This is a genomic window from Mesorhizobium sp. BHscii (genome assembly GCF_053848065.1).
The window spans coordinates 38,399-58,686 of sequence record NZ_JBSPKW010000020.1 but is presented as its reverse complement, the minus strand read 5'-3'; the positions used below and the strand labels follow the sequence as shown (position 1 = coordinate 58,686).

The window sequence follows — 20,288 nt, the reverse complement described above, 5'->3', positions numbered from 1 at the left end:
CCCTGAATCCGAATGGAGGGGAGGAGTGATTGCTCTTCCCCTCCGCAAACGATGACCCCAGCAAAGCTGCAAGATGAAGCGTTCCGTTCCTTTCGAAATATTCCGCTATGCAGCGATCCTTGCGGCCATGGCGGTGACGCTGGTGCCGATCCTGTGGATGGTGTCGATGGCCTTCAAGCCGATCGCCGAATGGTCGGCGACCGGCGCCCACCTGACCTGGTGGCCGAAGAACCCGACGCTCAGCAATTTCCGGTTCGTCTTCGGGGAATCGACCAACAATCTGATCGTCGCGCTCGACCGCACCGCGCTGAAACCGATCCTGTCGTCGCTGCTGTCGGCCACGTTCGGCACGGCAATCGCAATGTCGGCCGGCACGGCAGCCGCCTACGGACTGGCGCGCTTCGGCTCGGGCCAGAATCTGCCGCTGGCGCTGATCCAGCTTCGCCTGTTTCCGCCGATGGCGGTGATGACCCCGGTCATGATCATGTGGGCTTTCCTCAACTTCACCGACAGCTGGTGGGGACTGTCGCTGATCTACGGCATCGTCACGCTGCCTTTCGCCTTCTGGCTGATGAAGACCTTCTTCGACGACATGCCGCGCGAGATCGAGGAAGCGGCGCTGGTTGAGGGCTGTTCGCGGTGGCGCGTCTTCACCCGCATCACGCTGCCGATGATGCGCGCACCGCTGGCCAGCGCCGCGCTGTTCGTCTTCATTCTCAACTGGTCGGACTATCTGATCGCGCTGCTTCTGACGACGCGCGAATGGGTGACGGTCCCCGTCTACATGGCCTCGCTGTCCTCCTCGATGACGGGACAGCTCTACGGCGCCAAGGCGGCGCTCGGTCTCATCGCCGCAGTGCCGCCTGTGATCATGGGCGTCGCCATCCAGCGCCATCTGGTGCGCGGGCTGACCTTTGGGGCGCTCAAGCAATGAGCGCGGTGACTGCGACGATTTCGGAGGACGTGATGAAGGCCGTCCAGGCAAAGCCGGCCTTGCGGGACGAAGGGGCAAAGCTCGGCTTCCGGCTGACGCTGCCGGCGCAGATCCTGGTGCTGTTCATCGCCGTCTTCCCGCTGCTCATGCAGCTCTATATTAGCCTGACCGACTGGTCGCCGCTTTCCGGCCTCGGCTGGTGGAACGCCTGGTCGCTGTGGAACAATTTCGCCAACTACACCGACCTTTCCGCCGACGCGCGCTTCTGGAGCGCGCTAAAGCGCACGGCCATCGTCATGATCATCTGCGTGCCTGCGGAATTCCTGCTCGGCCTCGCGCTCGCCACGCTGTTTGCCGACGAGTTTCCGGGCAGGCGGGTATTCTATTCGATCCTGCTGATGCCGATGATGGTGGTGCCGGCGGTGGCCGGCTACATGTTCTTCATGCTGTTCCAGTCGGGCGGCCCGGTCAACGACATCCTGTCGGCGCTATCAGGCTTTCCCGTCACGATCGCCTGGCTTTCGGACCCGACGCTGGCGCTCATCGCCGTCATGGTCGCCGACATCTGGCAGTGGACACCACTGATGTTCCTCATCCTGCTTGCCGGCCTGGTCGGCGTGCCCGAGGATCAGATCAAGGCGGCGACGCTGCTCGGCGCCAATCCCTGGCAGCGCTTCGTCACCATCGTGCTGCCGAAGATGAAGACGATCATCATCATCGCGCTGGCGATCCGGGTGATCGAGAACTTCAAGATATTCGACACGCTCTACATCATGACCGGCGGCGGTCCCGGCGTCGCAACCGAGACGATCTCCGTCTACATCTACAAGCTCACCACCCAGGACCTGATCTGGGGCTATGTCGCGGCGATCGCGCTGGCCATCCTGATTGTGCTGTCCATCGCAGCGGTATTTGCCATGAAGCGCATGGCGCGGGCGCGGGAGGTGCTGGCATGAGCGCCATCCATCTGCAGAATCTGGTCAAGAAGTTCGGCGACTTCACCGCGCTGAAGACGATGGATTTGGCCATCGCCGACGGCGAGTTCATGGCGCTGCTCGGGCCGTCAGGCTGCGGCAAGTCGACGACCATGAACATGATCGCCGGCATGGAGGAGCCGACCAGCGGGAAGATCCTGTTCGGCGAGCGCGACATGACCGGCGTGCCGATGGGACGGCGCGGCGTCGGCTTCGTCTTCCAGAACTACGCGATCTTCACCCATATGAGCGTGCGGCAGAACCTCGCCTACGGCCCGAAAATGCGCGGCGCGCCAAAGGCCGAGATCGACCGTCGCGTCGGAGCCATTGCCGAGATGCTGCAATTGACGCCGCTGCTCGACCGCAAGGCCGACAGGCTGTCGGTCAACATATTGCAGCGCGTGGCGATCGGCCGTTCGGCGATCATGGAGCCGGCGATCTTCCTGCTCGACGAGCCGCTGTCCAATGTCGATGCGGCCTTCCGGGCGGTGATGCGGACCGAACTGAAGCAGTTGCAGCGGCAGTTCCGGCAGACCATGGTCTATGTCACCCACGACCAGCTCGAAGCGATGACCATGGCCGACCGCATCGCGGTGATGGACCACGGCGTGCTGCAGCAGGTCGGCACGCCGCTCGAGGTCTACAACGATCCGGCCAATGTCTTCGTCGCCCGCTTCATCGGTGCGCCGGGGATGAACCTGCTCAGAGGCAGGCCGGCGGAAAGCGACCGTGGGCTGGTCGTCGATCTCGGGCCGCTCGGTGTTACGCCGCCGCTGCCGGTCGAAATTACCGCCGCTGTGCGGGGCGTGCGGGGTAAGGTGCTCTACGGCTTCCGACCGGAGCAGGTAACATTGGCCGAAAGCGGCCGCGGCCTGTCGATGCCGGTGAATTTCGTCGAGCGGATCGGCGCGCGTACCATTATCCATCTCGGCGACGGCGAGGCTGCGGTGAAGGCGGTGCTCGACAATGATGTGGGACTGTCGGTCGGGCAAACAGCTGTGATCGCACCGGCCGCGCAGTCGGTACGCGTCTTCGACGCCGCCACCGGCCTTGCCATGAAAGCGGGCTGAGACCATGGCCGATATCGTTTTCCGCAATGTGACGAAACGCTATGGCGCCACGATCGCCGTCGACGATGCCTCGTTCACGGTCAACGACAATGAGTTCTTCTGCTTCTTCGGTCCGCCGCTGTCGGGCAAGTCGACGATGCTGCGTCTGGTGCTCGGCTTGGAAACGCCTGACTCAGGCGAGATCCTGATCGGCGGCAGTCCGGTCAATACAATGTCGCCAGCCGAGCGCAACGTCGCCATGGTGTTCCAGAACCTGGCGCTGTTTCCGCATATGAGCGCGCGCGACAATGTCCGCTTCCCCTTGGTCGAACGCCGGGTCGCCGAGGCCGAAATCGAAAAGCGTGTCGCCGACGTCGCGGCCAAGCTGCATATCGGCCACATCCTGCACAAGCCGCCGGCGCAGCTTTCCGGTGGCGAGCGGCAGCGCGTTGCGATCGCCCGCGCGCTGGTGCGCGATCCCAATGCCTATCTGATGGACGATCCGATTTCGGCGCTCGACGCCAGGCTGCGCGAGGAGACGCGCGTCGAGTTGAAGCGCATCCAGCGCGAGCTCGGCAAGACGTTGATCTATGTCACCCACGACCAGGAAGAGGCGATGTCGGTCGCCGACCGCATCGCCATCCTGGAGAACGGCAGGATCAGACAGATCGGCGCGCCGGCCGAGATCTATGACCGGCCGGCGAGCACTTATGTGGCGCGGCTGCTCGGTTCGCCGATGATGAATATCTTGAAGTCGCTGCGCGGCGAGGGCGGCGTCGAGGCGGCTGAAGGCGCGATCCGTATCGCGGACAAGGCTGCTCCGGCCGATGCCGTCGAAATCGGGCTCAGGCCGGAAGACATCAAGGTGCGGCCCTGGTCGGATGGGGAAATATCGGAGGGTGGAGTCTCAGACGGGCGCGCGGGCCGCCCGGCGCGAGTGTTCGAGGTCGAGCCGCTCGGCGGCTATACCGTGGTGACACTCGCTGCCGGGCAGGCGCGCCTCAGGGCACTGCTGCGCGGCCAGCCGGATATCAGGCCGGACGCGATGGTGGCGATATCCTGCGAGCCCGGCCGCGTGCATTATTTCGGGCAAAGCGGGGCAGCGCTGGGACGATGACAGCGGCCGCAAGAAACGAGCTTCGGGAGAAAGACATGACGAGCAGAGACTTCGAGCCGGACGTTAAAGTCCGCACCAGGGAGTACAAAATCGGCTGTGTCGGCGCCGGCATGATCATGGCCGAATGCCATCTTGCCGCCTACAAGGACGCCGGCTTTCCGGTGGTGGCGATCGCCTCGCGGACCAAGGCCAGTGCCGAGAAGGTCGCCAAGCGCTGGGAGATCCCGACCGTCCACGACACGCCGGAACAATTGATCGAGGACGAAAACGTCGAGATCATCGACCTTGCCTTTCCGCCGGACCAGCAGCCGGCGCTGATCCGCCATGCGCTGAAGCAGAAGCACATCAAGGCGGTCCTGGCGCAGAAGCCGCTGGCGCTGTCGCTCAAGGATGCGATCGAGTTGCGCGACGAGGCGGCCAAGGCCGGCAAGATCCTCTCGGTCAACCAGAACATGCGATACGATCAGTCGATGCGCGTGCTGAAGCAGATCATGGACAGCGGCGCGCTCGGCGACATCGTCTTCGCCCAGATCGACATGCATGCGATCCCCCACTGGCAGACCTTCCTCAAGGACTACGACCGGCTGACGCTTGCCAATATGAGCGTCCACCATCTCGACGTGCTGCGTTTTCTGTTCGGCGATCCCGACGAGATCACGACGCTGACCCGCAAAGATCCGCGCACGCGCTTCGACCATTCGGACGGCATCACCGTTTCGACGCTGCGGTTCCCGTCCGGCGTGCTCGCCGTTTCGCTTGAGGATGTCTGGTCCGGTCCGCGCCAGGAGGGCTACAAGGACGACCAGCACATCAACTGGCGCGTCGACGGCACAAAGGGCGTCGCCAAGGGCACGATCGGCTGGCCGACGGGCGCTGCCTCGACGCTGACCTATGCTTCGACCGAGACCACCGGGGGCGAATGGATGACGCCCAACTGGGACACGATGTGGTTCCCGCATGCCTTCATCGGCGTGATGGAGCAGCTCCAGCACGCGGTGAAGACCGGCACGCCGCCGGCGCTGTCCGTCGCCGACAACGTCAAGACCATGGCGCTGATCGAAGCCGGCTATCGCTCGATCGACGAGGGCCGCACGGTCAAGCTTTCCGAAATCTCGACAAACTCAATCAACTGAATCGCTTACAGGGAGGACTTCACATCATGATGCAGGCAGGTATTTTCACGGGCTATTTCCCGTACAGCCTCAAGGAAACCGCGCAGAAGATCCGCGCGCTCGATTTCAACACGGTGCAGCTCGACCTCCATTTTAAGGATGTTGACCTGTCGGCCGGGCAGATCACCAAGGAAAAGGCCCGGACTGTTCGCGACACCTTCCGCGACAACAATCTGCCGGTGTGCTGCGTGTCAGGCTACACCAACATCATCCATCCGGACATAGGCGAGCGTGATAGGCGTGTCGGCTATCTCAAGGAGATCATCCGCAATGCGCGCAATTTCGGCTCGCCTTACGTTATCTCGGAAACCGGCACCTACAACAGCGAGTCCGATTGGGTGCATCATCCCAAGAACAAGACCGAGGAAGGGTTCGAGGAATGCCGCAAGGTCATCGCCGACCTTGCCCAGACCGCATACGACCACGGCGCGGTCTTCCTGCTCGAAACCTATGTCAACAATGTCGTCGGCTCGGTCGAGGAGACGGTGAAGATGTTCGCGCAGGTCGACCATCCCGGTCTCGGCCTTTTGATGGACCCGACCAACTATTTCGAGACGCACAACATCGACAGGATGGACCAGATTCTGAACCAGGTATTCGACACGCTGACCGACAAGATCAGAATAGCCCATGCCAAGGACGTCAAGCGCTCGGGCGGTGACAAGTCGGAGAAGCACGCCGACATCGGCGACGAGGACGCGCTGGAGAGCCACACTTTCCGCGGTGTTGGCGAGATCGAGCTGCCGGCGCCAGGCCTCGGTTCGCTGAACTACGACCTCTATCTCAGGCGGCTGGCCGAAAAGCACCCGAACATCCCGGTTATCATCGAGCATCTTTCGGAAGATGACGTGCCGCGCGCCAAGAAATTCCTCGACGGCAAATTCCGCGCCAACGGACTGTGACGGCACGGTTCGGCTACCAAAAAGGGAGGAAGAGAAATGTTGAAATTCGTGTCGAAAATCGCCGTTGCCGCGACCGTGCTCGCCGGCGTGACCATGGGCTCGGCGCTGGCGCAGGATGCTCAAAAGACGTTCTACCTGCTGTCGCATGGCGGCCCATCGGATGCCTTCTGGCTCGACTGGAATGCCGGCGCCACCAAGGCCTGCGACCAGCTCAAGGTGACCTGCAATATCTCCTTCAGCGGCGGCGACATGGCGGCGCAGAAGGAAGCGTTCAACTCGGCGCTCGCCGCCAAGCCCGACGGCATCGCCACCACCTCGGCGCAGCCAGGCCTGTGGACCGAGGAGGTCAAGGCGGCCAAGGCCGCCGGAATCCCGATCGTGTTCTTCAACACCGACGATCCGGCGACCGGACGGCAGGCCTATGTCGGCGCTGACCTCAAGGAGGCCGGCGCCATCTGGGCAAAATACCTGGTCGACCACAAGATGGTGAAGCAGGGCGACAAGGTGTTCCTGCCGGTCGAAGTGCCGGGAGCCAGCTACCAGCAACTCGAGACCGAAGGCATCGCCAGCGTGTTCGATCCGCTCGGCATCAAATACGACGTCGTCGATTGCGGCACCGATCCGGCCGGTATCATCGCCAAGATGACCGACTATATGGTGGCCAACAATCCGCCGGCGATCATCGCGCTCGGCGATTCCGTGGCGGCCAGCATCAAGCGGGTGTTCGACGGCGCTGGCGTGCCGGCTGGCAAAATCCCGGTCGTCGGCTGGGGCAATTCGAAGGAAACAGCCGAATCCGTCAAGGCCGGCTTCGTCAACGCAGCGGCCTGGCAGTTCCCTTCGGCACAGGGCTTCATGCCGGTTGCTTTGCTCGGGCTCGCCGCCTCGGGTGAGCCGATCGGCTACGACATCCACACGTTCAGCCTCTACGACGCCTCGAGCGTCGAACCGATCCTGAAACTCTACAACAAGTGATGGAAACTGACGTCCGCCGCGCAGGCGGCGGGCGTCACCCTGAGATATGGTCCAAGCAGTCATGACAATCGCCGCAGAAGAGGAAATGCCGCGCTCCAAACGCAGGTCGAGCCTGATCCGCTCGCCGCAATTCTCTTCGCTCGTCATCCTGATTGTCCTGCTGGCGGTGTTCGCCGTTGCCGATGCCAACTTCCTGTCGCCGCTCAACATCTCCAACATGATGGCGTTCCTGCCCGAACTCGGCATCATCGCGCTCGGCATGACGCTGCTTCTCACTGCGGGCGAGTTCGACCTTTCGGTCGGAGCCGTGTTCGGGTTGGCACCGGTCGTGGTCATGCTTCTGGTGCAGAACGGCGGGTTTGACATCGGCATCGCCCTGCTTGTCGGCCTGCTGCTCTGCATAGCGATCGGTGCGGTCAACGGGCTGATCGTCACCAAGATCGGCATCTCCTCCTTCCTGGTCACGCTGTCGATGCTGCTCGTGGTGCGCGGAGCTGCGCTCTACATCACGCAAGGCTTTCCGCTGAAATCCTGGGACCAGCCAGGCTTTTTCGTGACGCTGCTGGCCGGCAGCTTCAATATCGGAACGTTCCGTTTCTATACATCCTTGTGGTGGTTCATCGGCCTGTCGCTGCTGGCGATCTACGTCCTGCACTACGCCAAGCTCGGCAACTGGATAAGCGCCATCGGCTCGAACCGTAACGCTGCCGTGGCGCGCGGCGTGCCGGCCGATGCGGTCAAGGTCTGGCTGTTCATCCTGACGTCCGCGCTGGCCGGTCTCGCCGGCATGATCAGCGCCTTCCGCATCTCTGCCGCCTCGCCGGTGGCCGGCACCGGTTATGAACTTGAAGTGATCGCCATGGTGGTGGTCGGCGGCACGGCGCTGACCGGCGGGCGCGGCACGATCCTGGGCACGATCGTCGGCGCGCTGATGCTGCGCAGCATCCGCAACGGCATCGTGCTGATCGGCGTGCCGGGGCTCGCCTACAACATCTTCGTCGGCGTCATCATCCTTGCCATGCTCATCCTGCATGCTTTGCTGCAGAAGAACGCCGCCAGGAGCTGACAATGGAAGTGCTTCGGTTGCAGAATCTGCAAAAGTCCTTCGGCAGCGTCCGCGCCCTGAAGAGCGCATCGTTCGCACTCAATGAAGGTGAAGTGGTGGCCTTGCTCGGCGACAACGGCGCCGGCAAATCCACCCTCATCAAGGCGATCTCCGGCGTGTTTCCCGTCGACCGCGGCGACATCTATGTGCGCGGCCAGAAAGTCTCGATCCGCTCGACGCGCGACGCGATGGATCTCGGCATCGAGACCATCCACCAGGACACGTCGCTGGCGCCGGACCTGAGCATCGCGCGCAATCTCTTTCTCGGTCGCGAGCCGGTCAATCTGAAATGGCTGGGCGTGTTCGCGCCGCTCGATCTCGCCAAGCTGCGCGACGCCGCCGCGGCGCTGCTGAAGCGCGTCGGCATTTCGAAAAAGCTCGACGCCGATGCGCTGGTCAGCACGCTTTCGGGCGGCGAGCGCCAGTCGATCGCCATTTCGCGGGCGATGCAGTTCGCCGCCAAGGTCATCATCCTCGACGAGCCGACCAATAATCTCGGCGTCGAGGAAACACACGGCGTGCTGCGCTTCGTCAAGGAGGTGCGCGCGGCCGGCCATTCGGTGCTTTTGATCACCCACAACATCCATCACGTCTTTCAGGTCGCCGACCGCATCATCGTCATGCGCCGCGGCGAGATCGTCGCCGAGCAGACGGTCGCCGATACCGATCTGTTGACGGTGGAAAGCATCATTACCGGCGCCGATATGTCGGCCCTGCTCAAGGAGACGAGAGCGAAGTGAAGGAACTGGCCGTCACATGGTAGAGCTTTACGGCAAGACGCTGTCGCGCCGGCAGGTTTCGGAACGGTCCGGCATGCTGTCGCAATTCGCCGGCGTGCGGCTGATGACACTTGGCGACGGCGTGGAGCGCGGCATCCGCATGCTCGAATTCCGCACCGGCTCCGGCCTGCGTTTCACCGCGCTGGTCGATCGGGCGCTCGATATCGCCGATTGCGACTTCAAGGGCCAGGCGATCGGCTGGCATTCGCCGAGCGGCTTTCGCCATCCCGGTCTGCATGAGTACGAAGGCGAGGAGGGGCTGGCCTGGGCGCGTTCCTTCTCGGGCCTGCTGCTGACCTGCGGTCTCGACCATATATTGTTCATGAACGAGGTTCCCGCCGACAGCTACAATTATCCGCCGAAGAAAACGGTGCGCCATTCGCTGCATGGCCGCATCAGCACCATTCCGGCGCGCCTGACCGGTTACGGCGAGACCTGGGACGGCGACCGCTGCGTGCTGTGGGCCGAAGGCATCGTCCAGCAATCGACTGTGTTCGGCGAGGATTTGCATCTGCTGCGGCGGATCGAAGCCGATGTCGGCGGCAACGAGATCCGGCTTTCGGACCGGGTCGTCAATCACGGGTTCAGCCGGACGCCGCATATGTATTTCTACCACATCAATGTCAGCCATCCGGTGCTCGACGAGGGATCCCGCTATCTGGCGCCGATCCGTGACGTTGTGTGGGCCGGGCATGCCGGCGAGCGCTACGAGGCGCAGAAGGTCGGCTACCGCACAGTGCCGGCGCCGCAATTAGGTTTCAAAGAGCAGGTCTGGCAGCACGAGCTTGGCGCTAACGGCGCCGGGGAAGTGCCGGTGGCGGTGGTCAACGACCGGCTTGGCCTTGGGCTGGAAGTCGTGACCCGCAAGGATCAGTTGCCTTGTGCCTATGAGTGGCAGAATTTCCAGGCAGGGCACTATGCGCTGGGCATCGAGCCGTCGACGCATCATGTGCTCGGCAATCTGGCGGCCCGAGAACGCGGCGAGATGATCTGGCTGGAGCATGGCGAGAGCCGCTCATACAATGCGGTGTTCCGGGTTCTCGATGGCACCGGCGACATCGCTGCCGCTGAAAGCCGGATCGCAGCGATCGCCCGGCAGCCGCAACAGGATTATCCGGTGCCGTCGGGCAATTTTCCGGTGCTCGGAGGCAGGTCGCGATGATGGCGAAGAGGATGCGAAACACCAGTTGGGAGGCTGAGTCCGGTCGGAGCGGGGAGGGCTCTCGGGCCATCAGGATTTGGAGGTCACAATGGCTGGCACAGTGAAGCGCGACTACAGCCTGGTCGGCGAGAGCACACGCAGGGCGATCGAGACGGGGCTGGCTTCGGCCGAGTGGTATCACACCGACGTCTCCCGCAAGGCGATCAAGGAGTTGATGCAACGGTCGGATGGCCCGGCGATCCGCGACACGATCATCTGGATCGTCGCCATCCTGGGTTCAGCTGCCGGCGGCATTTATTTCTGGGGCACCTGGTGGTGCGTGCCGTTCTTCTTCGTCTATGGCGTGCTCTACGGCTCCTCCAGCGACTCGCGCTGGCACGAATGTGGTCATGGCACTGCCTTCCGAACGCGCTGGATGAATGATGTGGTCTACCAGATCGCCAGCTTCATGCTGATGCGCAATCCGGTGACCTGGCGCTGGAGCCATGCCCGCCACCACACCGACACCATCATTGTCGGACGCGATGCCGAGATCGCCGTGATGCGCCCGCCGGACCTGCTGCGCACCGCACTCGCTTTCACCGGTATCCTCGATTTTCGCTACTCGCTTCCGGCGCTGGTACGCCAAGCGTTCGGCAAACTGACGCCCGACGAGAAAAGCTACGTTCCCGAGATGGAACAGCACAAGGCCGTCATCGCCGCGCGCTGGCATATCGCGATCTACATCGCGACCATCGCGGTCGCTCTTTACACGTGGTCATGGCTGCCGCTGGTGCTGATCGGGGTGCCGCGCCTGTACGGCACCTGGCACATGGTGCTGACCGGCCTGCTGCAGCACATCGGCCTGGCCGACAATGTGGTCGACCACCGGCTCAACACCCGTACCGTCTACATGAACCCGATCAGCCGGTTCATCTACTGGAACATGAACTACCATGTGGAGCATCACATGTTCCCGATGGTGCCCTATCACGCGCTGCCCAGGCTGCACGAATTGATCAAGCACGATTTGCCTGAGCCGAACCCGTCGATGTGGCATGCCTATCGCGAGGTCTGGCCGGTCCTGCTCAGGCAGCTCAAGTACGAGGACTATTTCCTCAAGCGCGAACTGCCGCCGACGGCGCGGCCCTATCGTGGCGAGTTCCACGAGGTGAACATGTCGGCGGCCGCGGAATAGGCACTGGGCACTGCCGCAATACAGAAATTTCAGGAGAAACAGAGATGGCCGATTGGGTCGAAGCGTGCGCCGTGGACGATGTCGAAGAAGAGGATGTCATCCGCTTCGACCATAGCGGCCGCACCTTCGCGATCTACCGTTCCCCTGATGACGAATTCTTCGCCACCGACGGGTTTTGTACGCATGAGAAGGCCCATCTGGCCGACGGGCTTGTCATGGACGACATCATCGAATGCCCCAAGCACAATGGCCGCTTCAATTACAAAACCGGCCAGGCCAAGGGGGCTCCCGTCTGTGTCAATCTGCAGACCTATCCGGTCAAGGTCGAGGCTGGCAAAGTGATGATCCAGATATAGCGTATGATCCCGAACCGGAGGTCCGCGTCAGCGAAAAGGGGGACCGGCTTTTGCTGCGCTGACCTTCGGTTCGGAAAAGATCATGCAAATTGAAGCCTGACCGACCTTCAATACACGCAACAAGGGGACCAAAATCGATGAGCCGTAAAAGACCCACGATCGCCGATCTGCGCGCCATGAAGGGCAAGCGGCAATTGACCATGCTGCGCGTGTTGACGATGGACGAGGCCGAGGCAGCCGAAAGAGCCGGGGTCGACATCGTCTCGGTGCCGCCGGAGCTGGTGCTCAACCCGCAATACCGCGATGCCGCACCCAGCCTGTTCACCATGCCGGGCGACAATTTCTACGAGATCGGCACAGCCGACGACTTCGTCCGCTGGGCGTTCCGGCTCTACAAGGCGAGCGCCGACGCGGTCTATTGCAGCGCCGGCTTTGCAACTGTCAAACGGCTGGCCGATGACAATATCCCGGTGATCGGCCATGTCGGACTGATCCCGTCGCGCGCCACCTGGACCGGCGGCTTCAAGGCTGTCGGCAAGACCGCCGACAGCGCCATGCAGATTTTCGAGGCAGTCAAGCAGTACGAGGCCGCAGGCGCGGTCGGCGCCGAGATCGAAGTGGTGCCGGTCGAGGTGGCCAATGCGATTTCGGAGCGGACCTCGCTGATCATGCTGTCGATGGGGGCGGGCACCGGCTGCGACGCGCAATATTTGTTCGCCGACGATATCCTTGGCCAGAACCGTGGCCACATGCCGCGCCACTCCAAAGTCTACCGCAATTTCGCCGCCGAATATGACCGCCTGCAGGCGGAACGCATCGCCGCATTTTCCGAATATGTCGCCGACGTGAACAGCCTGGCCTATCCCGAAGACAAGCACGTGGTGCATATGGACCCGGACCAACTCGGTCTGTTCATGGAGAAGATCGACGCCGGATGAAACGCGTCGGCTAGGACCTGCTCGACAATATCGTCAGCCGGCATATGCGACGGCCGGCGCTATGGCAGCCATGTTCCGGTAGCCAGCGCAGCGTAAAGCGCCTCCGCGTCAATACCGAGCGCCCTGTCTTCCCTAAGCGGCGCGACGAGGGCACGCACGGCTGCGTGAATTCCCGCTGTGCCCGGCGCCAGCGTCAGCCCGTCGCGCAGGTCGACGGCCTGCGCGGCGGCCATCAGCTCGAAGGCGATCAGCCGCCGCCACAGCACGATCATGTCGGCGCATTTCGAAACGGCCAGCGGTGCTTGCGTCGCATGGTCCTCAACGCCCTCCGAGACCTGCAGGAAGTCGAGCATCACCGGGTTGGCCTTGTGGCGGATGGCGGCGAGAATAGCACTTACTGTCTTTTGCAGCGGCACGAAGCCGGCCGAAGCGCCGCCGACCGGCGACAGATATTTGGGCAGGCCGTTGCGGCCTGAGCCGGTAAGCTGGATGAAGCGGGCAGCACAGGCGGCCGCACATTGAGCGATGGCAAGACTGAGCGTCTCGAAGGCAAGCGACAGCGACGGGGTGTGAAAATTGCCGGTCGACAGCACCGTGTCGTCGTCGCCCAGCACCAGCGGGTTGTCGGCGGCGGCGTTGAGCTCGATCTCGACAGCTTGCCTGGCCTGATCGATTGCCTGCAACAGCGCGCCATGGATCGACGGCATGCAACGGATCGACAGCGGGTCTTGCAAGGTCGCCGGCGTCGGCGCCTTGTCGCGTGCCAGCAGGCCGCGCAAGCCTTGCGCGGCCTGCTGCTGGCCAGCGGCCGGTCGCGCCGCCTGCAGGCGCCGATCGAGGATCGTCTGGTTGGCGCCGATGCCTTCAATGGTCAGCGCGCCCGCCTGCTGTTGTTGTGCGAAGGCGGACAACGCGTCAGCCGCTGCCAGCGCACCGCTGCCGGCGGACACCGCCGAGGCGCTTATCAGCGACAGCCCGTCCTTGGGGGCGAGGCTGACGGGGGCGAGGCGGGCCATCGCAAGCGCCTTGGCCCCCGGCATGCGCCGGCCCTGAAAGTCGGCTTCGCCGTCGCCGGTCAGCATGCGACCGAGCGTTGCCATCAGCACCAGGTCGCTGTCGCCGATCGAGCCCAGCGACGGCATCACCGGATGCACGCCGGCATTGAGCACGCCGATGAGTGCGAGGAAAACCTCTGATGAAATGCCCGAGCCGCCGGCCGAAAACATCGCGGTGCGGGCAAGCATCGTCGCCCGCACGATGTCTTGTGGCAGCGCGTCACCCACGGCGCCGCTGCGTCCTTCCAGCAACTGATGCTGGAAGGCGCTGGCGTCGCCGCTGACCGACGTGCCGAGATTGGCGCCGAGACCGGTATTGAGTCCATAGATCGGCTGGCCAGAAGCGGCGGCGCGGTCGAGCACTTTTCGCGCTCTGTCCAGCCTCTCCATGACCGCGGGGGCTACCTCAACCTTACGTCCGGCGCGGGCAACCGCCGCGACGTCCTCGATGCTGACGCCCGTTCCGGTGAGGACAAGCGCGCTCATGCGAAACGCAGCCGCTGGCCGATGCCTTGCGCCTGCGCCTTGGCCAGCATCGCCTTACCCAGCGCGATATCTGAGAGCGACAGGCCGCGATGCCAGAACAGGATCGTCTCGTCGTCGCTCTGGCGCCCCGGCTTGAGGCCGGCGGCGATCTGGCCAAGTTCGGCGTGCAGCGTCTGCTCGCTCAGGCGTCCGGTCTCGACATGGGCGCGCAGTGAGCCGAATTTGCCCCCCTTGCATTGGCCCCAGTCGTCGACGACGATCTTTGCCATGATGTCGGTCAACGACAGCTCCACCGCGCTCATCGTGCCGTAGGGCATCACCAGCCCGCCGGGCTTGATCCATGCGGTCTTCAGCAGCGGCTGCGGTTCCGGCAGCCGCGAGGCCTCGACGACGATGTCGGCGCCCTCGACGCAGGCGCGCCAGTCGGCGACCGCCATGACCTTCTTGCCGAGATCGGCGGACAGCTTGGCGGCAAAGCCGTCGCGGCTTTCCGGCCGACGCGAATGCACGCGGATCTCTTCGAAGTCGAAGAGATGGTCGAGCAGGCGCACGTTCCAGTAGGCGGTGCCCCGCGCGCCAATATGGCCGAGGATCTTCGACGTCTTTTTTGCCAGATGTTTTGCGCCAATGGCGGTGACGGCACCGGTGCGCATGTCGGTGATGACGGTGGCGTCGAGGATGGCGCGCGGCGTGCCGGTGCGCGGATCGAACAGGTTGAGGATGCCGAATTCCGATGGCAGGCCGTGCAGGTAATTGTCGACATAATCGCCGACGATCTTGACGCCCGCCGCATCGAGCGGCGCGACGTAGCCGCGCAGGACATTGAAATGGCCGTTGAAGGACGGGTCCGGCTCGAGATGGACGCGCGGCTCGATCACCGTCTGGCCGTTGCCCTGCGCCACCAGCCCGCCCTCGACCGCATCGATGATTTCCGCATCGACCATATCAAGGGCTTCGATGTCGAGGGCGTTGAGATAACCGATGTAGATGGGCTTCATGCGCACACAGTCCTGATCAGAAGAGGCGAGAAGTTCAAAAGCTGGTCGGTGGCGAGATTCAGTCATCGCATAGCAGGTCGCGATATGACACGAAAGTTTGTTGGTCCATATCTGGACGGCGCCGCCCAAATGCTGTTCAAACCGGTGCGTCATCGATTTGCCGGACAAGTTGCCTGGTTCCCAGTGGCGCGGGAAAAACTTTCGTACAGTTCTGCGCATGACCGCCATGCCCGAAAACAAAGCCTTCCTCACGGCATTCAAGGTGCAGACTTTCGCCCTCTCGACGCTGTCGGCCGGCACCATTTTCCGGGTCGCCATCAACGCCACGCCATTCCTGTTGCCGCTGCTGTTCCAGGTCGGCTTCGGCCTGAGACCCGTCGATGCCGGCATGCTGATCCTCGCCTATTTCCTCGGCAATCTCGGGATGAAGACGGTGACGACGCCGACACTGAGGCGCTTTGGTTTCCGTTCGGTCCTGGTCGTCAACGGCGTGATCGCATGGCTGTCGATCATGGCCTGCGCAGCGATATCGCCGCAGACCCCACAAGCGCTGGTGGTGGTGCTGACGCTGATTGCCGGACTGACGCATTCGATGCAGTTCACCGCACTCAACACGCTGGCCTTCGCCGATATCGATTCGGCGCAGCGCAGCTCGGCGGCGACGCTGTCCAGCATGCTGCAGCAAGTAGCGATGCTGTTCGGCGTGGCGGTCGCGGCGGCGCTGATCAACCTATCGGAAATCGCGAGAGGCGGGCCGGCGCTCGACCTGGTCGACTTCCGCCTCGCCTTTCTGGCGATCGGCACAATCGGGCTCGCGGCCTCGTTCCGCTTCCTGGCGCTGCCGCCATCTGCGGGCGCCGAGGTCTCAGGCGATCTTCCGCGGAACCGAAATCGAAAATCCTGCGTCAGAAAATGCCACCCGCTTCGCAGGTCGGTGCCAGCGAAGGAACTAAATATTATGGAACTGGAATGCCTGCTGAAGCAGGTATCACGTTGCATAGTTCAAACATTTGTCGGCGTTTATGTCGCTCTGATTATAGGTAAAATTTCTGCCATCGAACTCTCTACAGAAGCCAGTCCTTCTCTCTTCTCCAAATGCGTCTGAATAGATAATTTCGCCGTATACAAAAAGCCGCAAACCGTTCTTTCCATGGCTAGGCAGAAGTTCACTTAGTTTTGGCCGGTTGTCCATCTGGGGAACATAGTGATTCCTGGGCCATCCTTCGTCTTGGGCCATGACGGAGTCGTCTGGATACGATCTTCTCGTTTTGCAATCATATGGGGAGGGTGGTTTTTGCGCCAGAACGTATTCAATGGCGAGACTTTTGACCAAAGCTGGAGTTCGTCCGTAATTTCTGAAATTAACCCCGTCAACGGCAATGACCTCGCCACTTTTGTTAACTCGCTTGATTGTTCGGAAGAGTCGGACATGCGGGCGCTCGGCAGCAACCAAGGCCCGAGTATTGTCAGAGGCCGCCTCGGCAGTCTTGTTGGTAGCTAGGAGCGTCGCCCGCAAGAGCCAAACGGCCCAACCGCTGATTAGCGCGGCTATCATGCCGGTGACGGCCATCAGCCATTGGGCAAGTCCATCCCCCCAAAAAACGCCGTTGTTTGTTGGCTCGTCGTGCTTAGCGGAGCCGAGAATATGTTCTTCTGTGGTCGAACTAGTTGGGGAAGCCGAGTTCGCGTCTACTGGGATCTGTTTGGCGGCCTGAGTTTGAACAACTTGCTCTTCTGGTGATTTATCGTCTCCGTTTTCTGTCGCGAATGAAGAATGTTGGGGTGGATCAGCGGCGGCAATTTGCAAAACTAGAATCAAGAACAGTGCGACAAGAATCACCCGCATACCGTCCCCCGTGATGCAGTGTATTACCGTTGACTATCACGCCACTGCCCGTATCATTCAAGCCTGAAAGTCTGGGGATATCGATCTTACGAGGAGGGGATGGGGTGAAAGACGTAGAGACTGTCAAGTTTTGCTTTGTGGCAACCGCTCTAAATGGGGAGTACCGAGGCGAAACGTTACAGAAGTTTCTGCGGTTTAGAGACGTCAGATTGCTTTCCAATCCGCTCGGAAGGTTTATTACCCGTATTTATTACTTTTTCAGCCCAGCGGCGGCAAGGCTGCTCGTCGGCAGCCCCATTCTTAGAAGCGGATCGAGACGGCTGTTCACTGTCATCGGCAAATTTCTTTAGTGTCCGCTCACACGGGCCGGTATATCTTGTCCGCAGTGTTCCAAAAGATGTCCGCCTCGGCGGCCGCGCCGTGCTTCGCCACTGCCGCACGGTGCGCCTTGATCAGTTCCGCGTGGCTGGTCCACAGTTTCTCGATCGGGAAGTTCGAACCGAACATCAGCCGGTCGCTGCCGAGGATGTCGATAGCATTGTCGAAGATATAGGCGATCAGCGCCGGGTCGTTGCGATGGATGAAGGTGCCGAGGCCGGACAACTTGGCATAGAGGTTGGGCGCCGCCGAAAGCGTGCGCAGACCGGTTTTCCAGGCTTCCGTGGTTTCCGGCGACATATCGGTCAGCATGCCGGCATGGGTGAGGATGAAATTGGTCTCAGGATTCTCGCCGACAAGTGTCAGCCCGTCCTTCATCTGGGCGGGGAAAAGCTGCAGATCGAAGGACAGGCCGTAGCCTTTCAGCCGCGCCACATTGGCCCGCACTTTCGGGTCGATCACCTGATCGGCCGAGGCGGCGAAGCGGAAGGCGGGCGTTTCATGCCAGTGCAGCTGCATTCGCACGCCGCGCAGCAGGGGGTACTTGATCAGCCGGTCGATCTGGGGCCTGATATCGTCCGCCGTCATGTCGGCATAGCCGACGATGGCATGCGGCCAGCCGGTCTCGTCGGCTGTCTTCTGCAGGAAGGCGACCTCGGTCTCGAAATCTTCCTTGGCCCAGTTGGTCTGGACATAGACCGCCTTCTCGACGCCTGAGCCTTGCTGATCGGCCAGGAATTCCTCGATCGGATAGTCGCGGCGGATCGGTTCATAGGGTCCGAAGATGCGCGGCACCATCGGGCCGACCAGCCATGGCTGATCCTTTTGGCGCCAGATGTGGAAGTGTGCGTCGATCGCCTTCTGCATCATGAGACCCTTTTCCAGATGGCTGCGGCCGCTGGGGCAGGGCGGGCGAGCGACAGGATGAAATCGGTGAGACCGGCGATGGACGAACCATCGATCAGATCGTCGAGCACCGGCAGGATGGCGCGAAGCGCTGCCGTTGCCGGCTGGAAACGCGGATCGCCGGCCAGCGGCGTCCCCAGCGAAAGACGGAAGGCGCGTGCGCTCAGCCGGCGTATCGCCATTTCCAGTTCGGCGTGATCGCCGCGCTCCAGCGCGTCGGACAGGATGACCACCGCCGCCCCGCGCGCGAAAGCGGAAAAGCGCGGCACAGACAGGAAGGCGAGCAGCGTCGGTCCCATGCGGGTGCCGCCGTCCCAGTCGTCGACCAGTGCTGCCACGTGGGCCAGAGCCTGGTCTCGGTCGCGAATGCGCAGCGCCGCTGTGATGCGGGTCAGCCGCGTGCCGAAGGTGAAAATTTCAGCCCGGCCCGCACCTTGCACCGCCGCATGCGCCAGCTTGAGATAATCCGATGTGTAGAGCTTCATCGAGCCTGACACATCGATCAGGATCAGCAGCTTGCGCGGCACGGTCTGCCGGCGGCGCAGCAGCGGCGACGGTATGTCGCCATCGGCACTGACGATTTCGCGCAGCGAACGGCGCAGATCGAGCTTGCCGCGCGCGTGCGTGCGCACGGTGCGGAAGGAGCGGCGGACGGGCAAGGCTGCAGCGAGCTTCCGGCGGAAGGAGGCAAGCCCGTCGCCGTCGCGCCGGAAGTCGCGGGCGCTCAACTGTTCGGCGCCGGACGATAGCTCGCCGCCTTCCTCCTGGCGCGCCACCTCATTCTCCTCGTCGCTGGCGCCGCCGTCATCCTTGATGCGGGTTTCCTCGTCGGCCTCGCCCTCGACGAGGGCAGCCATGTTGCCGTAGAAATGGCTTTGGAAATGCGCCTCGAATTCGTCGCGGCGGTCCGGCGGCGGCGCCAGCGTGGCAAGCGCCGCTTCGTGGATATCAATCATCGAGCGCGGTCCAAGCAGCGTCACGGCTTGCATGAAGCCGGAGATTTGCTCTGGAGCGATCAAAAAGCCGAAGCGGCGCAGCAGCCGGCCGAAGCCGAGCAAGGGTGCTGCCGCCCGGGGCAAGGCCGCGGCGCTCACGCCAGTGCCTCCTCGACGATCCGGCCAAGCTCGGGGGCGATATAGGACAGGTCTTCCTCGTCCTTAATCAGCACGCCGATGGCGCGGCGAAAAGCTTCCGGCCACGGGCTGCCGCCTTTTTCGAGGATTGTCGCGGCGTTGGCCCATTCGACCGCCTCGGCGATGCCGGGCGGCTTGGCCAACGGACGGGCGCGGACGTCGCGCACGGCAAAAGCCACGGCGCGTGCGGTCGCCTCGGCGACATCGCCGGCGCGCAGCATGATGATGGCGGCCTCGCGCTCGGCGTCGGGATAGGTGATCCAGTGGTAGACGCAGCGGCGCCGCAGCGCTTCCGCCAATTCGCGGGTGCGGTTCGAGGTCAGCATGACGATCGGCTGCGCCGTCGCGCGGATGGTGCCTCTCTCAGGAATGCTGATCTGGAAATCGGAAAGAAACTCCAGCAGCAGCGCTTCGAACTCATGATCGGAACGGTCGATCTCGTCGACCAGCAGCACGCGCTTTTCCGGCGCCTTCAGCACCTGCAGCAGCGGCCGCGCGATCAGGAAACGGTCGTCATAGATGTCGACCTCATGCTCGCCGGCATGGCGGATGGCGAGCAGCTGGCGCTGGTAGTTCCATTCGTAGAGCGCATGCGCGGCGTCGATGCCTTCATAGCATTGCAGCCGCACGAGGTCGCGCCCGAGCACTTCAGCTATCGCCTTGGCCGCTTCCGTCTTGCCGACGCCCGGCGAGCCTTCGAGCAGCAGCGGCTTGCCCAGCCGGATCGCCAGGAAGACGGCAGTCGCCAGGCTTTCATCGGCCAGATAGCGCGAGGCGGCGAGGTGCGACGCCACCGCCTCCGGCGAGGTCGCGACAGTCTCGGCGCTTCTCTTGGGCATTTCCAAC

At 62.7% G+C, this 20,288-nt stretch carries 20 protein-coding genes and 1 pseudogene; 15 read left to right on the top strand and 6 right to left on the bottom strand.

The window, feature by feature from the left end:
- Positions 1-73 precede the first annotated feature (73 nt).
- The 13 genes from ACWTU7_RS24050 to ACWTU7_RS23990 all read left to right on the top strand — a co-directional run bounded on the left by ACWTU7_RS24050 (position 74) and on the right by ACWTU7_RS23990 (position 12,640).
- A complete protein-coding gene (locus ACWTU7_RS24050) occupies positions 74-934 on the top strand; it encodes a carbohydrate ABC transporter permease (protein WP_455840603.1) in 861 nt (286 codons plus the stop codon).
- A complete protein-coding gene (locus ACWTU7_RS24045) occupies positions 931-1,890 on the top strand; it encodes a carbohydrate ABC transporter permease (protein ID WP_455840604.1) in 960 nt (319 codons plus the stop codon). Before ACWTU7_RS24050 ends, ACWTU7_RS24045 begins: the two co-directional genes overlap by 4 nt.
- Positions 1,887-2,978 (top strand): ABC transporter ATP-binding protein, encoded by a 1,092-nt coding sequence (locus ACWTU7_RS24040; protein WP_455840605.1) that lies wholly within the window; start codon positions 1,887-1,889, stop codon positions 2,976-2,978. Before ACWTU7_RS24045 ends, ACWTU7_RS24040 begins: the two co-directional genes overlap by 4 nt.
- Positions 2,979-2,982: 4 nt before the next feature.
- Positions 2,983-4,074 (top strand): ABC transporter ATP-binding protein, encoded by a 1,092-nt coding sequence (locus tag ACWTU7_RS24035; protein ID WP_455840606.1) that lies wholly within the window; start codon positions 2,983-2,985, stop codon positions 4,072-4,074.
- 35 nt (positions 4,075-4,109) lie between these two features.
- Positions 4,110-5,207 (top strand): Gfo/Idh/MocA family protein, encoded by a 1,098-nt coding sequence (locus ACWTU7_RS24030; protein ID WP_455840607.1) that lies wholly within the window; start codon positions 4,110-4,112, stop codon positions 5,205-5,207.
- A 26-nt stretch (positions 5,208-5,233) separates the two neighbouring features.
- Positions 5,234-6,148 (top strand): sugar phosphate isomerase/epimerase family protein, encoded by a 915-nt coding sequence (locus ACWTU7_RS24025; RefSeq protein WP_455840608.1) that lies wholly within the window; start codon positions 5,234-5,236, stop codon positions 6,146-6,148.
- Positions 6,149-6,184: 36 nt separating this feature from the next.
- Entirely contained in the window at positions 6,185-7,123 is a 939-nt protein-coding gene (locus ACWTU7_RS24020; RefSeq protein WP_287087912.1) for a sugar ABC transporter substrate-binding protein, read from the top strand.
- A 61-nt stretch (positions 7,124-7,184) separates the two neighbouring features.
- On the top strand, positions 7,185-8,189 hold the full coding sequence (locus ACWTU7_RS24015) for an ABC transporter permease (protein ID WP_240992770.1): 1,005 nt from the start codon (positions 7,185-7,187) through the stop codon (positions 8,187-8,189).
- Positions 8,186-8,968 (top strand): ATP-binding cassette domain-containing protein, encoded by a 783-nt coding sequence (locus ACWTU7_RS24010; protein ID WP_166488118.1) that lies wholly within the window; start codon positions 8,186-8,188, stop codon positions 8,966-8,968. Before ACWTU7_RS24015 ends, ACWTU7_RS24010 begins: the two co-directional genes overlap by 4 nt.
- A gap of 16 nt (positions 8,969-8,984) precedes the next feature.
- Positions 8,985-10,169 (top strand): aldose 1-epimerase family protein, encoded by a 1,185-nt coding sequence (locus ACWTU7_RS24005; protein WP_455840609.1) that lies wholly within the window; start codon positions 8,985-8,987, stop codon positions 10,167-10,169.
- A gap of 88 nt (positions 10,170-10,257) precedes the next feature.
- Complete coding sequence (locus ACWTU7_RS24000; RefSeq protein ID WP_455840610.1) at positions 10,258-11,346, top strand: fatty acid desaturase family protein; 1,089 nt, start codon at positions 10,258-10,260, stop codon at positions 11,344-11,346.
- Between the two features lie 44 nt (positions 11,347-11,390).
- Positions 11,391-11,702, top strand: coding sequence for a MocE family 2Fe-2S type ferredoxin (locus ACWTU7_RS23995; RefSeq protein WP_287335829.1), 312 nt, complete (start codon positions 11,391-11,393; stop codon positions 11,700-11,702).
- Between the two features lie 137 nt (positions 11,703-11,839).
- Positions 11,840-12,640: a 3-methyl-2-oxobutanoate hydroxymethyltransferase gene (locus ACWTU7_RS23990; protein WP_455840611.1), complete on the top strand. Its 801-nt coding sequence runs from the start codon at positions 11,840-11,842 to the stop codon at positions 12,638-12,640.
- Between the two features lie 59 nt (positions 12,641-12,699).
- Here ACWTU7_RS23990 and ACWTU7_RS23985 read toward each other — a convergent pair whose 3' ends face one another.
- Together ACWTU7_RS23985 and ACWTU7_RS23980 are read right to left on the bottom strand one after the other, a co-directional pair.
- The gene (locus tag ACWTU7_RS23985) at positions 12,700-14,181 is read right to left on the bottom strand and encodes an HAL/PAL/TAL family ammonia-lyase (RefSeq protein WP_455840612.1); all 1,482 of its coding nucleotides are present in this window, start codon (positions 14,179-14,181) and stop codon (positions 12,700-12,702) included.
- Positions 14,178-15,179 (bottom strand): ornithine cyclodeaminase family protein, encoded by a 1,002-nt coding sequence (locus ACWTU7_RS23980; protein ID WP_455840613.1) that lies wholly within the window; start codon positions 15,177-15,179, stop codon positions 14,178-14,180. The genes ACWTU7_RS23985 and ACWTU7_RS23980 overlap by 4 nt, the downstream gene beginning before the upstream one ends.
- A 247-nt stretch (positions 15,180-15,426) precedes the next feature.
- Here ACWTU7_RS23980 and ACWTU7_RS23975 point away from each other — a divergent pair.
- Positions 15,427-16,065, top strand: a pseudogene (locus ACWTU7_RS23975) (MFS transporter); the annotation flags it as partial.
- Positions 16,066-16,167: 102 nt separating this feature from the next.
- On the opposite strand, the gene ACWTU7_RS23970 reads toward ACWTU7_RS23975, so the two are convergent.
- The gene (locus tag ACWTU7_RS23970) at positions 16,168-17,025 is read right to left on the bottom strand and encodes a hypothetical protein (protein ID WP_455840614.1); all 858 of its coding nucleotides are present in this window, start codon (positions 17,023-17,025) and stop codon (positions 16,168-16,170) included.
- A gap of 104 nt (positions 17,026-17,129) precedes the next feature.
- Here ACWTU7_RS23970 and ACWTU7_RS23965 point away from each other — a divergent pair, with 104 nt between their 5' ends.
- On the top strand, positions 17,130-17,375 hold the full coding sequence (locus ACWTU7_RS23965) for a CFI-box-CTERM domain-containing protein (RefSeq protein WP_455846548.1): 246 nt from the start codon (positions 17,130-17,132) through the stop codon (positions 17,373-17,375).
- A gap of 7 nt (positions 17,376-17,382) precedes the next feature.
- Here ACWTU7_RS23965 and ACWTU7_RS23960 read toward each other — a convergent pair whose 3' ends face one another.
- Genes ACWTU7_RS23960 through ACWTU7_RS23950 form a run of 3 tightly spaced genes read right to left on the bottom strand, consistent with a single transcriptional unit; the run spans position 17,383 to position 20,281 of the window.
- The gene (locus ACWTU7_RS23960) at positions 17,383-18,270 is read right to left on the bottom strand and encodes an amidohydrolase family protein (RefSeq protein ID WP_455840645.1); all 888 of its coding nucleotides are present in this window, start codon (positions 18,268-18,270) and stop codon (positions 17,383-17,385) included.
- Positions 18,270-19,346 (bottom strand): vWA domain-containing protein, encoded by a 1,077-nt coding sequence (locus ACWTU7_RS23955; protein ID WP_455840646.1) that lies wholly within the window; start codon positions 19,344-19,346, stop codon positions 18,270-18,272. The genes ACWTU7_RS23960 and ACWTU7_RS23955 overlap by 1 nt, the downstream gene beginning before the upstream one ends.
- A 53-nt stretch (positions 19,347-19,399) precedes the next feature.
- Complete coding sequence (locus ACWTU7_RS23950) at positions 19,400-20,281, bottom strand: AAA family ATPase (protein ID WP_455840615.1); 882 nt, start codon at positions 20,279-20,281, stop codon at positions 19,400-19,402.
- Between the last annotated feature and the right edge of the window lie 7 nt (positions 20,282-20,288).

What these genes read in the sequence shown, in the direction of transcription:
- ACWTU7_RS23980 (WP_455840613.1), bottom strand. Translation starts at nt 15,179, where the DNA reads ATGAAGCCCATCTACATCGGTTATCTCAACGCCCTCGACATCGAAGCC.
- ACWTU7_RS23950 (WP_455840615.1), bottom strand. Translation starts at nt 20,281, where the DNA reads ATGCCCAAGAGAAGCGCCGAGACTGTCGCGACCTCGCCGGAGGCGGTG.
- ACWTU7_RS24050 (WP_455840603.1), top strand. Translation starts at nt 74, where the DNA reads ATGAAGCGTTCCGTTCCTTTCGAAATATTCCGCTATGCAGCGATCCTT.
- ACWTU7_RS24020 (WP_287087912.1), top strand. Translation starts at nt 6,185, where the DNA reads ATGTTGAAATTCGTGTCGAAAATCGCCGTTGCCGCGACCGTGCTCGCC.
- ACWTU7_RS24035 (WP_455840606.1), top strand. Translation starts at nt 2,983, where the DNA reads ATGGCCGATATCGTTTTCCGCAATGTGACGAAACGCTATGGCGCCACG.
- ACWTU7_RS24015 (WP_240992770.1), top strand. Translation starts at nt 7,185, where the DNA reads ATGACAATCGCCGCAGAAGAGGAAATGCCGCGCTCCAAACGCAGGTCG.
- ACWTU7_RS23960 (WP_455840645.1), bottom strand. Translation starts at nt 18,270, where the DNA reads ATGCAGAAGGCGATCGACGCACACTTCCACATCTGGCGCCAAAAGGAT.
- ACWTU7_RS23970 (WP_455840614.1), bottom strand. Translation starts at nt 17,025, where the DNA reads ATGCGGGTGATTCTTGTCGCACTGTTCTTGATTCTAGTTTTGCAAATT.
- ACWTU7_RS23985 (WP_455840612.1), bottom strand. Translation starts at nt 14,181, where the DNA reads ATGAGCGCGCTTGTCCTCACCGGAACGGGCGTCAGCATCGAGGACGTC.
- ACWTU7_RS23990 (WP_455840611.1), top strand. Translation starts at nt 11,840, where the DNA reads ATGAGCCGTAAAAGACCCACGATCGCCGATCTGCGCGCCATGAAGGGC.
- ACWTU7_RS24030 (WP_455840607.1), top strand. Translation starts at nt 4,110, where the DNA reads ATGACGAGCAGAGACTTCGAGCCGGACGTTAAAGTCCGCACCAGGGAG.
- ACWTU7_RS24045 (WP_455840604.1), top strand. Translation starts at nt 931, where the DNA reads ATGAGCGCGGTGACTGCGACGATTTCGGAGGACGTGATGAAGGCCGTC.
- ACWTU7_RS24040 (WP_455840605.1), top strand. Translation starts at nt 1,887, where the DNA reads ATGAGCGCCATCCATCTGCAGAATCTGGTCAAGAAGTTCGGCGACTTC.
- ACWTU7_RS24025 (WP_455840608.1), top strand. Translation starts at nt 5,234, where the DNA reads ATGATGCAGGCAGGTATTTTCACGGGCTATTTCCCGTACAGCCTCAAG.
- ACWTU7_RS24005 (WP_455840609.1), top strand. Translation starts at nt 8,985, where the DNA reads ATGGTAGAGCTTTACGGCAAGACGCTGTCGCGCCGGCAGGTTTCGGAA.
- ACWTU7_RS23995 (WP_287335829.1), top strand. Translation starts at nt 11,391, where the DNA reads ATGGCCGATTGGGTCGAAGCGTGCGCCGTGGACGATGTCGAAGAAGAG.
- ACWTU7_RS24000 (WP_455840610.1), top strand. Translation starts at nt 10,258, where the DNA reads ATGGCTGGCACAGTGAAGCGCGACTACAGCCTGGTCGGCGAGAGCACA.